This is a genomic window from Cupriavidus necator (assembly GCF_016127575.1).
GTDB lineage: Bacteria > Pseudomonadota > Gammaproteobacteria > Burkholderiales > Burkholderiaceae > Cupriavidus > Cupriavidus necator_D.
Window position 1 is genome coordinate 1945076 of the sequence record NZ_CP066018.1, and the last position, 13501, is coordinate 1958576.

Genomic DNA, 13501 nt, shown 5'->3' on the forward strand with positions numbered 1-13501 from the left:
TGTGGACGGAGACACCATGCAAGCCTCGAACCTGGGCCGGCAGGCCCCGCGCGACCTGCCCAAGGCGACCCGCCCGCTGCACGTGGCGGTGCTGGGCGCGGGCAAGATCGGGCGCACCATTGCCACCATGCTGCATGACAGTGGCGACTACCGCGTCAGCGTGGTCGACCATGACGCACGGCGCCTCGACGGCCTGCCGCGCGGCGTGCTGGCGCGCGCCGGCGACCCCACCGAGCCTGGCACCTGCGCCGCGCTGCTGGCCGGCGCCGATGCCGTGCTCAACGCGCTGCCGTTCCACGCCGCGATCAGCGTGGCTTCGGTGGCGGCGCGCCTGGGCGTGCATTACTTCGACCTGACCGAGGACGTGGCCGCGACCCAGGCCATCCGCCAGCTGGCGCAAAGCGCGCGCTCGGTGCTGATGCCGCAGTGTGGGCTGGCGCCGGGCTTTATCGGCGTGGTCGGGCATGACCTGGCGCAGCGCTTCCTGCGCGGCGGGGGGGAACTGCTGGACCTGCAGATGCGGGTTGGCGCGCTGCCGCGCTACCCCAGCAATGCGCTCAAGTACAACCTGACCTGGAGCACCGAGGGACTGATCAACGAGTACTGCAACCCGTGCGAGGCCATCGTCGACGGCCGCCGCGTGGAACTGACGGCGCTGGAGGGGCTGGAAAGCTTTGCGCTGGACGGCATCGAGTACGAAGCCTTTAATACATCTGGCGGCCTGGGCACGCTGCCCGAGACGCTGGCCGGCCGCGCGCGCCATGTCGACTACAAGTCCATCCGCTATCCGGGCCATTGCGCGCTGATGAAACTGCTGCTCAACGACCTGCGCCTGCGCGAACGCCGTGAATGGCTGCGCGATATCTTCGATCGCGCCATCCCGGTGACCGACCAGGACGTGGTGATCGTGTTCGCCACCGCCACCGGCTACCCGGCCGGGGGCGAACGCGGGCGCGGGCCGCTGACGCAGGCTTCGTTCTCGGCGCGCATCGGCGGGGTGGATGGCAAGGGGGGCCATGTCAACGCGATCCAGCTGACCACTGCCGCGGGCATCTGCACCGCGCTGGACATGGTGGCCACCGGCGCGCTGCCGCAATCCGGCTTCGTGCGGCAGGAGTCGATGCCGCTGGACGCCTTCCTTGCCAATCGCTTCGGCCGCCATTACACGCAGCATCCGCTCCAGGAGACCGTCATATGAAAGCGCAAGAGTTCGCTGCCTGCTGGGATTCGCTGGGCCTGCCGCGGCCGTGGCGGGAGGGCACGCCGGCCGGCGCCGTGACGGTCCGCTCGCCGGTCGATGGCGAGGCCATCGGCCATGTCCCGGCCTGCACGCCGGCGCAGGCCGATGCGCTGATCGCCCGCGCCCACGCGGCGCAGACCACCTGGGCGCTGCTGCCTGCGCCTGCGCGCGGCGAGATCGTGCGGCGCTTCGGCGAGGTGCTGCGCGAACACAAGCCGGCGCTGGGCCGGCTGGTCTCGCTCGAGTCCGGCAAGATCCTGCAGGAAGGCCTGGGCGAGGTGCAGGAGATGATCGACATCTGCGACTTCGCGGTCGGGCTGTCGCGCCAGTTGCACGGGCTGACCATTGCCTCCGAGCGCCCGCAGCATGCGATGCGCGAGACCTGGCATCCGTATGGGCTGTGCGGCGTGATCTCGGCCTTCAACTTTCCGGTGGCGGTGTGGGCGTGGAATGCGGCGCTGGCGCTGGTGTGCGGCAACGGCGTGATCTGGAAACCCTCGGAAAAAGTCACCCTGTGCGCGCTGGCCGCGCATGGCCTGCTGGAGCGCGTGCTCGCCGCGGCGGCGCCGCAGCACGCCGGCATCTCGGCGGTGCTGCCGGGCGGGCGCATGCTGGGCACCCACCTGGTGTCGCACCCGGCGGTGCGGCTGGTCAGCGCCACCGGCTCGACCCGCATGGGCCGCGAGGTCGGCGTTGCCTGCGCCGGGCACTTCAAGCGCAGCATCCTGGAGCTGGGCGGCAACAATGCCGCCATCGTCGCGCCTTCGGCCGACATCGAGCTGGCGGTGCGGGCCATCACCTTCGCCGCGGCCGGCACCGCGGGCCAGCGTTGCACCACGCTGCGTCGCTGCTTTATCCACGCCGACCTGATGGACACCATGGCGAGCCGGCTGATCACCGTGTTCGACCGCCTGCCCGTCGGCGACCCGCTCGCTGACGGCACCCTGGTCGGCCCGCTGATCGACACCGCCGCGGGCGATGCCATGGCCAATGCGCTGGCCGCCTGCCGCGCGCAGGGCAATATCGTCACCGGCGGCGAACGGCTGCTGGCCGACCGCTACCCGCATGCCTGTTACGTGCGGCCCGCGCTGGTGATGACCGACGCCCAGCACGACACCATGCTGACCGAAACCTTCGCGCCGATCCTGTACCTGATGCCGTACACCACGCTGGATGAGGCCATCGCGCTGAACAACGCCTCGCCGCACGGGCTATCGTCGTGCATCTTCACGGAATCGATGCGCGAGGCCGAGCGCTTCCTGTCGTCGGCAGGCAGCGACTGCGGCATCGCCAACGTCAACATCGGCACCAGCGGCGCAGAGATCGGCGGCGCCTTCGGCGGGGAAAAGGCAACCGGCGGGGGCCGCGAGTCGGGATCGGATGCGTGGAAGGGCTATATGCGCCGCGCCACCAACACGATCAACTATGGCGATTCGCTGCCGCTGGCGCAGGGGATACGGTTCGAGATCTGACGGCATCCCTGGGCGTGTTACAGGGCGCGTAGGGAACTGTAACAAGCCTTACACGCCTTTGACGCCGTATTACGCTTTCTGCCCGTATAACGTCAGCAGGGCAGGCACATGCCCGTTCCGACCCCAAGGACGAATGATGAGAATGCTGACGATTGGACTGGCTGCCGCTGCGGCATCCGTCACCCTGCTGGGCGGCTGCGCCGTCTATCCCACGCCTGCCGGCCCCGCGGTCGGCCCTGCGCCGGTGTACGTGGCGCCCGCGCCGGTGGTGGTGGCACCGCGGCCGTACTACTACGGCGGCTATGGCGGCTACTATGGCCATGGCTACTATGGCCGGGGCTACCGCCGCTGGTAATGAGCGCGGTTGGCACGACAATGCGCGAGGATGCCGGCGCGTAGAGAGAGGCTGCGCGCCGGCCGCAGTTCAGTTGCCGGCCGCGTCGCCGGCCCGGGCGTTCAGCCCGCCCCAGCTGGGCGCGAGCGTCTGGCCGATCTCCGGCAAATCCACCAGGTCGAGCACGCGCCCGACCGTATGGTCGACCAGTTCGGCAATGCTTTGCGGCTTCTGGTAGAAGCCCGGCACCGGCGGGAACACGATCCCGCCCATTTCCGTCACCGCCGTCATATTGCGCAGGTGCGCAAGGTTCAGCGGCGTTTCCCGCACCATCAGCACCAGCTTGCGCCGCTCCTTGAGCGTGACGTCGGCGGCGCGCGTGATCAGGTTGTCGGACAGGCCGTGCGCAATCGCCGCCAGCGTGCGCATGGAGCAGGGGGCGACCACCATCGCCTGTGCGCGGAACGAGCCGCTGGCGATGGTCGCGCCGATGTCGCGCACGTTGTGCACGACGCTGGCCAGCGCCTCCACCTCGGCACGGCTGATGTCCAGCTCGTGCTGCAGGTTCATCACGCCGGCCGGCGAAATCAGCAGATGGGTTTCCACCGAGGGCGCCGCGCGCAGCACCTGCAGCAGGCGCACGCCGTAGATGGCACCAGTGGCGCCCGTGATGGCGACGATCAGCCGTTTGGGTGTGCCGCCAGTCACGGACATAAAGGAACTCAGCCCTTCAGCAGGGTTTGCAGTTCGCCGTTCTGGTACATCTCCATCATGATGTCCGAGCCGCCGATGAACTCGCCGTTCACGTAGAGCTGCGGAATGGTCGGCCAGTTGGCGTATTCCTTGATGCCCTGGCGGATGCCTTCGTCATCCAGCACGTTGACCGTGGTCGGCGCGTCCACGCCACAGGCCTTCAGAATCTGGATGGCGCGGCCCGAGAAGCCGCACATCGGGAATTGCGCGGTGCCCTTCATGAACAGGACTACCGGGTTGCTCTTGACGATCTGATCGATCTTTTGCTGCACGTCGCTCATGGTTTGCTTTTCAGTGGGGCGATGCCGTGTCGCGGGCGCCGCCTGGGGAGAATGGGACGCCACGCGGCCTGGCCGCGTGGCGGGGATCTGACGGCGATTTTACCGGAATCGCCGCCGGGCTTCAGTGACCGGCAGTGGTGCCGCCGGGCCGGGCGCCTTGCCAGCGCCCGCCGGTGCAGCGTTCCAGGCCGGCCAGGTCGCGGGCGGTGAAGATCTCGGTGAAACCGGTGTCCTCCAGCAGCTGGCGGGTGGCCTGCGCCTGGTCGTAGCCATGCTCCATCAGCAGCCAGCCGTCAGGCAGCAGCCGGGCGCCGGCACCGCTGACAATGGCCCGCAGGTCGGACAGGCCGTCGTCGTGGTCGGTCAGCGCGTCGATCGGTTCGAAGCGCAGGTCGCCTTCGACCAGGTGCGGGTCGCCCGCGGCGATATAGGGCGGATTGCTGACGATCAGGTGAAAGCGCAGGCCTGGCGGCAGCGCCGCGTACCAGTCAGACACCAGGAAGTGGATGCGGTCGGCGCCGAGCGCGCTGGCGTTGTCCTGCGCCACCATCAGCGCGCCGGGCGAGATGTCGGTGGCCCAGACTTGCGCATCCCGGCGCTCGCGCGCCAGCGTCACGGCCAGGATGCCCGAGCCTGTGCCCAGGTCCAGCACGGTCGGCTGCGGCACCTCGGCCAGCCGCGCCAGCGAGGCTTCGGCGGCGACTTCGGTATCGGGCCGCGGGATCAGCACGTCAGGCGTGACCCGGAACTTGCGGCCGAAGAACTCGCGCTCGCCGATCAGGTAGGCCATCGGCTCGCCCGCCAGCCGCCGCGCCAGCAGCGTGGCAAAGGCGTCGCGCTGGGCGATGGTGAGGGTGTCGGTGTCGCGGGTGATCAGCTGGGTGCGGCTCAGGCCGGTGACATGCGTCAGCAGCATGCGCACTTCCAGGGCAGGCAGCCCGGCCATGGCGGCGAGGGTCTGGGCTTCGCGCAGCGTGGGGGTCGCCGGCAGCGCGGCAGAGTTTGGGGAAGACATCGAAAGGGAGGGGACGGTTCTTTTGCCGGCTACAAAAAACCCCACCGGCGCAAAGGCCTGGCGGGGCTTTGGGGCGGGACTTCCAGCTTGCCGCCAGTGTACCGCTCATCGACGGCGGGCGGCGCAATGCCCCCGCCGGGACGATTACTTATTGACGGCGTCCTTGGCCTTGTCGGCACCCGTGTTGACGGCATCCTTGGCGGCCTGCTTGGCGTCTGCCATGGCGCTGCCGGCTTCTGCCTTGGCCTTGTCGGCGGCGGCCGAGAGGTCGGCTGCGGCACCGCTGGCGGCGGCCTTGGCGGCGTCTGCGGCGTTGCTGGCGGCAGCGGCGGCATCGCTGGCGGCGGCCTTGGCGGATTCAGCGGCGCTTTGCATGGCGCTCTCGGCGTTCGAGGCGGCAGGCGGAGCTTCTTCCTTCTTGCTGCAAGCGGCCATGGCCGCGGTGATCATCAACAGCGCGAGCAGTTTTTTCATGATTTCGTCCTAGGTATGTTCTCGGGAGTGACTACCCGGCACCATTCTCCGTTTGCCGGTCGAAATCGATTATAGACAGCCGCCTTACCCCTACCAGTGCTGTTTCAAGCATTTACAAGAAATACAAAGATATCGGCGACTTTACGCGGTGTTCGGGGCGGAAGGCCGGTTGCACGACATTTTGTGGTGCTTACGACTCTTCGCCAAGTGCAGCAAGCTGATCAGCCTGGTGTTCCGAAGCCAGTGCCGACAGCAGCTCATCCATGTCGCCGTCCATGATCATGTCGATCTTGTACAGCGTCAGGTTGATGCGGTGGTCGGTCACGCGCCCCTGCGGGAAGTTGTAGGTGCGGATGCGGTCGCTGCGGTCGCCCGAGCCGATCAGGTTGCGCCGCGTGCTGGCCTCCTTCGCCTGGGCGGCGCGCGTCTGCATGTCCTTGATGCGGGCCGCCAGCACCTTCATCGCCTTGTCCTTGTTGCGGTGCTGGCTGCGGTCGTCCTGGCACTCGACCACGATGCCGGTCGGCAGGTGGGTCAGGCGCACCGCGGAATCGGTCTTGTTGACGTGCTGCCCGCCAGCGCCCGAGGCGCGGAAGGTGTCGATGCGCAGGTCAGCCGGGTTGATCTCGACCTCGCCCACTTCATCGGCTTCGGGCATCACCGCGACCGTGCAGGCCGAGGTGTGGATGCGCCCCTGTGCCTCGGTCGCCGGGACGCGCTGCACGCGGTGGCCGCCGGATTCGAACTTCAGCCTGGAGAATGCCGCATCGCCGGCGATGCGCACGATCACTTCCTTGTAGCCGCCCAGGTCCGATGCCGATTCGCTCATCACTTCGACCTGCCAGCGCTGGCGTTCGGCATAGCGCGTGTACATGCGCAGCAGGTCGCCGGCGAACAGCGCGCTTTCCTCGCCGCCGGTGCCGGCGCGGATTTCCAGCAGCAGGTTGCGGTCGTCGTTCGGGTCCTTGGGCAGCAGCAGGCGCTGCAGGCTCGCTTCCAGGCCTTCCAGCCGCGCGCGCGCGCTGGCGATCTCGTCGGCGGCAAAGTCCTTCATCTCCGGATCGTCCAGCAGCGCCTGCGCGGTGGCCAGGTCGTCCTGCGCCTGGCGGTACTGGCCGTACTGCTCGGCCACCGGCGACAACTCGGCATGTTCGCGGCTGAGCTTGCGGTACTGGTCGATCTTCGCGGTCGCGTCTTCGCGCGCGAGCAGGGCGTTGACTTCATCGAGTCGCTCGGCCAGTTGGTCGAGCTTGGCAAGCATGCTGGCTTTCATCGGGTGCGGGGGAAAGAGGTGGGCCAGGGGCCGGGGCTACCCGCGGGCGGGTGGCGGCGTGCCGGCGCGGCAGGGCGCGCGCGGCGCAAGGGCAGAGCGGCTAGCGCTCGGAGTGGCTGCTGTGGCGGAACAGGCCCGGCACCAGGCGCAGCAGCGCCTCGCGGTCCTCGCCCTGGGTGTGGTTCAGTGCGTGGGTGGGGCCATGCAGGAACTTGCGGGTCAGCGCACCGGAGAGGGCCTCCAACACGGCCTCGGGGTCGTCGCCGCGTGCCAGCATGCGGCGCGCGCGTTCCAGCTCGGCCTGGCGGATGGCTTCGCCGCTGGTCTGCAGTTCGCGGATGACCGGCACCACGCTGCGGGTTTCCAGCCAGTGCATGAAGTTCTGCACCCGGCTTTCGATGATGGCCTCGGCCTGCGCCACCGCGGCCTGGCGCATCGCATTGCCTTCACGCACGATCGCGCCGAGATCGTCGACGGTGTACAGGAAGACGTCGTCCAGGCGCGCGACTTCGGGCTCGACGTCGCGCGGCACGGCCAGGTCGACCATCATGATGGGGCGGTGCTTGCGGCGCTTGACCGCGCGCTCCACCGCGCCCAGCCCGATGATCGGCAGCGAGCTGGCGGTGCAGGACACCACGATATCGAACTCATGCAGGCGCTCGCCCAGGTCGGTCAGGCGGATCGCGTTGGCGGTCAGGCCCTGGCCGGAGAGCTGCTCGGCGAGCTTTTCGCCGCGTTCCACGGTGCGGTTGGCCACCACGATCTGGCGCGGCTGCTGCGCGGCGAAGTGCGTGGCGCACAGTTCGATCATCTCGCCCGCGCCGATAAACAGCACGCGCTGGGTCGAGACGCTTTCGAAGATCCGCTGCGCCAGCCGCACCGCGGCTGCGGCCATCGATACCGAATGCGCGCCGATCTCGGTCTGGCCGCGCACTTCCTTGGCCACCGCGAAGGTGCGCTGGAACAGCTGGTTCAGGTACGTGCCCAGCGAGCCGGCCTCGCCGGCGGTGCGCACGGCGTCCTTGAGCTGGCCCAGGATCTGGGTCTCGCCCAGCACCATCGAATCCAGGCCGCTGGCCACGCGGAAGGCATGGCGCACGGCTTCGGACTGCGGCAGCGCGTACAGGTGCGGCGCCAGTTCGCCGGCGGGCACGTTGTGGTGCTGCGACAGCCAGCGCAGGGTGTGCTCGAAACCATCCGTGCCCGGCGTCAGGACGTCGGTCGCGCAGTAGATCTCGGTGCGGTTGCAGGTGGACAGGATGGCGGCTTCGGTGCCGCTGCGCCCCGACAGGTGGGAGCGCAGCGCACCCAGCGCGGGCTTGATCTGCTCGAGCGGAAACGCCACCCGCTCGCGCAGCGAGACAGGTGCCGTTGTGTGATTGATGCCGATCGCGAGCAGTTGCATTTGTAGGGGACGGGTACGGTCCGGAGCGTGGCCGGACCGGATGCCATTATACCGCCGGGATCGCTAATTGCAGGCGCTGGGCCATCCGGGGCCGGGCGGGGGCATGGCAGCGGCTCCGGATTGCAGTATCGTTACGCCGCAGCCCTTGCGGCTGTGATGCTGACAACACAGGAGAAGCGGATGCTGGGCACCTTGATCGTGGGTTTGCTGGTGGGGCTGGCGGCGCGCCGGCTGCATCCGGCAGGGCGCGTGGTGACCCTGCCGGCCGCGCTGGTGCTGGGTGCGGCGGGTGCGGCGGGCGCTTTCTATGGCGGCCGGGCCTTGCACCTGTTTATCGACGGGCAGCTCAGCAGCTGGCTGGCGGTGATCGCCGGCTCGGCGCTGCTGGTGGGGGCCTGGGGCGCGCTGCGGCCGCGCGGGCGGTAAGAACAGAACTGACCGCGGCGGCGGGAATCCGCTCGCCGCTTGATCGCGATCAGAAGCGGACCGGCGTTTGAACAGTGTCGGCCTTGGCTCTTCCGGCCAGCAGCCGGCGCAGCACGCCACTGGAATAGTGACTGGCCACATCCTTCAGGAATGCCGCGAAGTCCACATGGGCGCTATCGTCGGCCCGGTCCGAAATGGTCCGCATCACGGCATACGGCACGCCGTATTCATGGCAGACCTGCGCCACCGCGGCGCCTTCCATTTCCACCGCCAGCAATCCGGGCAGCCGCTCACGCAACTCCGTCACCGCCGCCGGTGAGCCGATGAACTGGTCGCCGCTGGCGATCATTCCGTGGTGCAGCGCCGGCGCGGCTACGCCGAATCGTTCCAGCACCTCGCGCGGCACTTCGGCAGGCAGGTCCAGCTGCAGAAATTCGCGCGCGGCGGCTTCCAGCTCGGCGGTCAGCGCCGGGTCGGCCGGGAACTCGGCACGGTCCAGCAGCGGCACTTCATGGCGGCCGAAGAACGGACGTGCGTCGAGGTCATGCTGGATGGTGCGGTCGGCGATGACGATGTCGCCGACATTGGTGCCGGCGCCAATGCCCCCGGCCAGCCCGGTGAAGACGATCTGCGTCGCGCCGAACTCGCGGATCAGCGTGACCGTGGTCGCCGACGCCGCCACCTTGCCCATGCGCGCCAGCACCAGCACGCACGGCTGCCCGAGCAGCTGGCCGGCATAGTAGTCGCGCATGCCGATGGTGCGCACCGTGGCGCGGCTGTCGTCATGGCGCATGGCGGCCACCAGGCCATCGACTTCATCATGGATGGCGGCAAGGATTCCGAGAGTCATGGAGCGGGCGCAGGACGAGAAAACCACAGCATACCGGCCCGCGCAGGCCGGGCATAGATCAGAGCGCGACCGCACCGCACCCTCCCACGGAACAGGTGCGGCCCCCGCGCCGCTTTGCTAAAGTCCCCGTCATCTCAGCACGTAAGGACACTTACATGCAAGGCACACCCACCGTAGCCACCGGCGAACGGCGCGCCATCCGCCGGGCACTGGCCGACTGGCGCGCACTGGGGCGCCTGGACGCGGCCGGCGTCACTGCGCCGTGGGCGCGCACCGAGCCCGTCGCCACCGACTGGCGCCGCTGGCTGGACACGGCGCTGATGGCGCTGGGCACCGCACTGCTGTGCGCGGGCGTGATCGTGTTCTTCGCCTTCAACTGGCAGGATCTCCACAAGTTTTCCAAGTTCGGCCTGCTGGCCGGCGCGCTCACGCTGCTCGCCGCCTTTGCCTGGCTGCGTCCGGCTGGCGACACCGCGGGCCGGGCCGCGCTGGGCGGCGCGCAGGTCGTCGCCGGCGTGCTGCTTGCGGTGATCGGGCAGACCTACCAGACCGGCGCCGACGCGTGGCAGCTGTTTGCGCTATGGGCGTTGCTGGCGGTGCCCTGGGCGCTGGCGGCGTGCGCCGCACCGCACTGGTGGCTGGTAATCGTGGTCGGCAACGTGGCGTTGCTGCGCTATTTCAGCATCCGCTTCGGTGTCGAAGGCGTGTTCGCGCTGCTGTTCGATACGCGCCATATACGCACCGCCACGCTGGCGCTGCTGGGCGCGGTGGTGCTGCAACTGGCGCTGTGGCAGCTGCTGTGCGCGCGGGCGCCGGCGCTGGGCTTCCGTGGGCAGACCGGCAGCCGCATGCTGGCCGCAATGGCCTGCGTGCACGCCGGCTCGCTCGGGCTGGCCAGCCTGCTGGACAGCCATTTCGACGGCGCTGCATTTGCGCTGGCGGTGGTGGTCCTGGCCGCCCTGGTCTGGTGGTTCCGCCAGCGCGTCTTCGACATCGTGGTGCTGAGCCTGGCCTGCCTGACCGGCATCGTGCTGGCGGTGGCCGGCATCGCCAAGGTGCTGTTCGAGGGCAAGGACGATTTCGGCGCCTTCCTGCTGCTCGGGCTGGTGACCATCGGCCTTGCCGCCGGCGCGGCCGCCTGGCTGATGCGTGCCTGGCGCGGCCAACTGGAGCAGGCATGACGACCGAACTGCAGACCGGGCAACGCCTCTGGCAGGACCTCGCCGCACGCGGCGAGGTACAGGGCGAGCGGCCCGACCACACCCACACCCCCTGGGCCGTGCGCTGCCTGATGGGCGCGGCCGGCTGGCTCGGTGCCTTGTTCTTCCAGCTCTTCCTGGTCGGCACGGTCTTCGTCGCCGCGCGCGAGAACGGCATTGCCATGGCGGTGACCGGCCTGGCCATGATCGCACTGGCCGCGCTGCTGTACTGGCGTGGCGGCGGCATTGCCGCGGGGCAATTCGCGCTGGCCGTGAGCCTGAGCGGGCAGGGCATGGCCGTGTTCGGGCTGGTCGAGGCCCTGGGCTTCACGCGCGTCACCGAGAGCGCAGGCTTCTGGGCCGGGCTGGCACTGTTCGAGGCCGCGCTCGCCTTGCTGGTCCCGAACCGGCTGCACCGGCTGCTGTGCGCGGTGGGCGCATGGATCGGGCTGGCAGGCGCCATGCATCTCGTCCTGGCCGGCAGCGAGCCGGACGACTGGCTGTTGCTGACGTGGTCCCTCGGCTGGCTGGTGCCGCTCGGCTGCGCGCTGGTGACGGGTTTCACGCTGGCCGAAGCACGCCTGTGCGCGGCCGGCCGCCACACGCTGCTGGAACCGCTGGCCGACGCGACGCTGCTGTTCACGCTGGCCGTCGCACTGGTCGTCACCGGCATGAGCCATCCGCTGGCCTGGCTGGGCGGCCCGGAAGCCGGACGCATCCCGCTCGCGCACTGGGTCGCGGGCGGGCTGGCCACAGTGGTGCTGGCTGGCTTCGCGCTCGCCGAATGCCGCCGGCTGGCGCTCAGCCCCGCCCTGCAGGGCGCCGTCCTTGCCGGCGTGGCGGCCTTCGGCGCGCTGATGGCGGCCGCGCCCGCGGTCGTGGCAGGAGTTCTCGCGCTCGGCCTGGCGTTGCGCCGCGCGTCGATGCCGTGGCTGGGCCTGGGCATCGCCAGCATCGCTGTCGGCTTTATCTGGTACTACAGCGCGCTGCACTGGACCCTGCTGGCCAAGTCCGCCACGCTCGCCGTGGCCGGTGCACTGTTGCTGGCCGGCCGCTACCGGCTGCTGCGCACCCGCACCGGCAAGGAGGCCGCATGAAACGCTGGATCCTGATCGCCTGGGCCCTGACGCTGGCACTCGCCGCCGCCGGCATCGCAGGCAAGGAGCGCCTGCTGGCACGCGGTGAGACCGTCTACCTCAAGCTCGCCCCGGTCGACCCGCGCTCGCTGTTACAGGGCGACTACATGGCGCTGAACTTTGACATCGGCAACCAGATCCGCACCGCTCAGACGCAGGACGACCGGCCACCCCGCGACGGCGTGGCCGTGATCCGCCGCGATGAACAGGGCGTGGCCAGCTTCGTGCGCGTACACGGCGGCGAGCCGCTGGCGGCAGGGGAGCAGCTGCTGCGCTACCAGGTCGCCCGCTCGAGCTGGGGCGGCACGCGGGTGCAGGTGTCGACCGATGCGTATTTCTTCCAGGAGGGGCAGGGCGAGCGGTTTGCGCAGGCGCAGTATGGGGAATTCCGCGTGGGGGCGGACGGGCAGGCGCTGCTGGTGGGGTTGCGGGGGAAGGGGATGGAGAGGTTGTGAGGCGAAAGTGATGTCCCCCGGCCCAAAAGAAAAAGCCACCGCATGCGGTGGCTTTTTCATGACGTCTGGCGGTCTTAGACGTTGAACAGGAAGTTCATCACATCCCCATCCTTCACCACATACTCCTTGCCTTCCGCCCGCATCTTGCCGGCTTCCTTCGCGCCGGTCTCGCCCTTGAAGCTGATGAAGTCTTCATAGGCGATGGTCTGCGCGCGGATAAAGCCGCGTTCGAAGTCGGTGTGGATCACGCCGGCTGCCTTGGGGGCGGTGTCGCCGACGTGGATGGTCCAGGCGCGCACTTCCTTGACGCCGGCGGTGAAGTAGGTCTGCAGGCCGAGCAGCTTGAAGCCGGCACGGATCACACGGTCCAGGCCGGGCTCTTCCATGCCCAGGTCGGCCAGGAATTCGGCCTTGTCGGCATCGTCCAGGTCGGCGATCTCGGCTTCGATGGCGGCGCAGACGGACACCACGGGGGAATTGGTCAGCTTGGCGTACTCGCGCACGGCGTCCAGGTGCGGGTTGTTCTCGAAGCCGTCTTCACGCACGTTGGCGACATACATGGTCGGCTTGGCGGTGATCAGGCAGAACGGCCGGATGGCTTCCCACTCTTCGGGCGCCAGGTCCAGGGTGCGCACGGCCTTGGCCTGGTCCAGCACGGCTTGCGCCTTTTCCAGCACGGCGACGAGGCGCTGAGCTTCCTTGTCGCCGGCGCGGGCCGGCTTGATGTAGCGGGCCAGGGCCTTCTCGACGGTGGCCAGGTCGGCCAGCGCGAGTTCGGTGTTGATCACTTCGATGTCCGACAGCGGGTCCACCTTGCCGGCAACGTGGATGACGTTATCGTCCTCGAAGCAGCGCACCACGTGGGTGATGGCGTCGCATTCGCGGATATTGGCCAGGAACTGGTTGCCCAGGCCTTCACCCTTGGAGGCGCCCGCCACCAGGCCGGCGATATCGACGAACTCGACCGTGGCCGGCAGCACGCGCTCCGGCTTGACGATCTCCGCCAGCTTGGCGAGCCTCGGATCCGGCACTTCGACCACGCCCACATTGGGTTCGATGGTGCAGAACGGGTAGTTTTCGGCGGCGATGCCGGCCTTGGTCAGGGCATTGAACAGCGTGGACTTGCCGACGTTGGGCAGGCCGACGATGCCGCATTGGAGGCTCATGATAGAAGGCGGGAAATTGCAA

15 protein-coding genes are annotated in these 13501 nt (G+C 68.9%); 7 read left to right on the forward strand and 8 right to left on the reverse strand.

Annotated features, from left to right (window positions below):
• Window positions 1–16 precede the first annotated feature (16 nt).
• The 3 genes from I6H87_RS09085 to I6H87_RS09095 all read left to right on the forward strand — a co-directional run bounded on the left by I6H87_RS09085 (window position 17) and on the right by I6H87_RS09095 (window position 3067).
• Window positions 17–1198 (forward strand): saccharopine dehydrogenase family protein, encoded by a 1182-nt coding sequence (locus tag I6H87_RS09085; protein ID WP_010809874.1) that lies wholly within the window; start codon window positions 17–19, stop codon window positions 1196–1198.
• Entirely contained in the window at window positions 1195–2712 is a 1518-nt protein-coding gene (gene amaB / locus I6H87_RS09090) for an L-piperidine-6-carboxylate dehydrogenase (protein ID WP_011616119.1), read from the forward strand. The genes I6H87_RS09085 and amaB overlap by 4 nt, the downstream gene beginning before the upstream one ends.
• Before the next feature lie 142 nt (window positions 2713–2854).
• The gene (locus I6H87_RS09095) at window positions 2855–3067 is read left to right on the forward strand and encodes a hypothetical protein (RefSeq protein ID WP_010809876.1); all 213 of its coding nucleotides are present in this window, start codon (window positions 2855–2857) and stop codon (window positions 3065–3067) included.
• Between the two features lie 69 nt (window positions 3068–3136).
• Here I6H87_RS09095 and I6H87_RS09100 read toward each other — a convergent pair whose 3' ends face one another.
• The 6 genes from I6H87_RS09100 to hemA form a co-directional block, all read right to left on the reverse strand.
• On the reverse strand, window positions 3137–3760 hold the full coding sequence (locus I6H87_RS09100; protein WP_010809877.1) for a UbiX family flavin prenyltransferase: 624 nt from the start codon (window positions 3758–3760) through the stop codon (window positions 3137–3139).
• Between the two features lie 8 nt (window positions 3761–3768).
• Window positions 3769–4080: a Grx4 family monothiol glutaredoxin gene (gene grxD / locus I6H87_RS09105; protein ID WP_041687546.1), complete on the reverse strand. Its 312-nt coding sequence runs from the start codon at window positions 4078–4080 to the stop codon at window positions 3769–3771.
• 121 nt (window positions 4081–4201) lie between these two features.
• Complete coding sequence (gene prmC, locus I6H87_RS09110) at window positions 4202–5095, reverse strand: peptide chain release factor N(5)-glutamine methyltransferase (RefSeq protein WP_041687544.1); 894 nt, start codon at window positions 5093–5095, stop codon at window positions 4202–4204.
• Between the two features lie 144 nt (window positions 5096–5239).
• The gene (locus tag I6H87_RS09115; protein WP_010809880.1) at window positions 5240–5569 is read right to left on the reverse strand and encodes a hypothetical protein; all 330 of its coding nucleotides are present in this window, start codon (window positions 5567–5569) and stop codon (window positions 5240–5242) included.
• Between the two features lie 190 nt (window positions 5570–5759).
• Window positions 5760–6842 carry a peptide chain release factor 1 gene (gene prfA, locus I6H87_RS09120; protein ID WP_041687541.1) on the reverse strand — a complete coding sequence of 361 codons (1083 nt, stop codon included), beginning with the start codon at window positions 6840–6842 and terminating at the stop codon, window positions 5760–5762.
• 100 nt (window positions 6843–6942) lie between these two features.
• The gene (gene hemA, locus I6H87_RS09125; RefSeq protein ID WP_010809882.1) at window positions 6943–8247 is read right to left on the reverse strand and encodes a glutamyl-tRNA reductase; all 1305 of its coding nucleotides are present in this window, start codon (window positions 8245–8247) and stop codon (window positions 6943–6945) included.
• Window positions 8248–8427: 180 nt separating this feature from the next.
• Here hemA and I6H87_RS09130 point away from each other — a divergent pair, with 180 nt between their 5' ends.
• Window positions 8428–8673, forward strand: a complete 246-nt coding sequence (locus I6H87_RS09130) for a hypothetical protein (RefSeq protein ID WP_010809883.1) — start codon at window positions 8428–8430, stop codon at window positions 8671–8673.
• Between the two features lie 49 nt (window positions 8674–8722).
• On the opposite strand, the gene I6H87_RS09135 is transcribed toward I6H87_RS09130, so the two are convergent.
• On the reverse strand, window positions 8723–9523 hold the full coding sequence (locus I6H87_RS09135; RefSeq protein WP_010809884.1) for a 5'-methylthioadenosine/adenosylhomocysteine nucleosidase: 801 nt from the start codon (window positions 9521–9523) through the stop codon (window positions 8723–8725).
• Between the two features lie 155 nt (window positions 9524–9678).
• On the opposite strand from I6H87_RS09135, the gene I6H87_RS09140 reads away from it, so the two are divergent.
• The 3 genes from I6H87_RS09140 to I6H87_RS09150 are packed head-to-tail and all read left to right on the forward strand — an operon-like array spanning window position 9679 to window position 12313.
• Window positions 9679–10704: a DUF2157 domain-containing protein gene (locus tag I6H87_RS09140; protein WP_010809885.1), complete on the forward strand. Its 1026-nt coding sequence runs from the start codon at window positions 9679–9681 to the stop codon at window positions 10702–10704.
• Window positions 10701–11819: a DUF4401 domain-containing protein gene (locus tag I6H87_RS09145; RefSeq protein ID WP_011616114.1), complete on the forward strand. Its 1119-nt coding sequence runs from the start codon at window positions 10701–10703 to the stop codon at window positions 11817–11819. The genes I6H87_RS09140 and I6H87_RS09145 overlap by 4 nt, the downstream gene beginning before the upstream one ends.
• Window positions 11816–12313 carry a GDYXXLXY domain-containing protein gene (locus I6H87_RS09150; protein ID WP_011616113.1) on the forward strand — a complete coding sequence of 166 codons (498 nt, stop codon included), beginning with the start codon at window positions 11816–11818 and terminating at the stop codon, window positions 12311–12313. The genes I6H87_RS09145 and I6H87_RS09150 overlap by 4 nt, the downstream gene beginning before the upstream one ends.
• Before the next feature lie 74 nt (window positions 12314–12387).
• Here I6H87_RS09150 and ychF read toward each other — a convergent pair whose 3' ends face one another.
• The gene (ychF, locus tag I6H87_RS09155) at window positions 12388–13479 is read right to left on the reverse strand and encodes a redox-regulated ATPase YchF (protein WP_010809888.1); all 1092 of its coding nucleotides are present in this window, start codon (window positions 13477–13479) and stop codon (window positions 12388–12390) included.
• Window positions 13480–13501 lie beyond the last annotated feature (22 nt).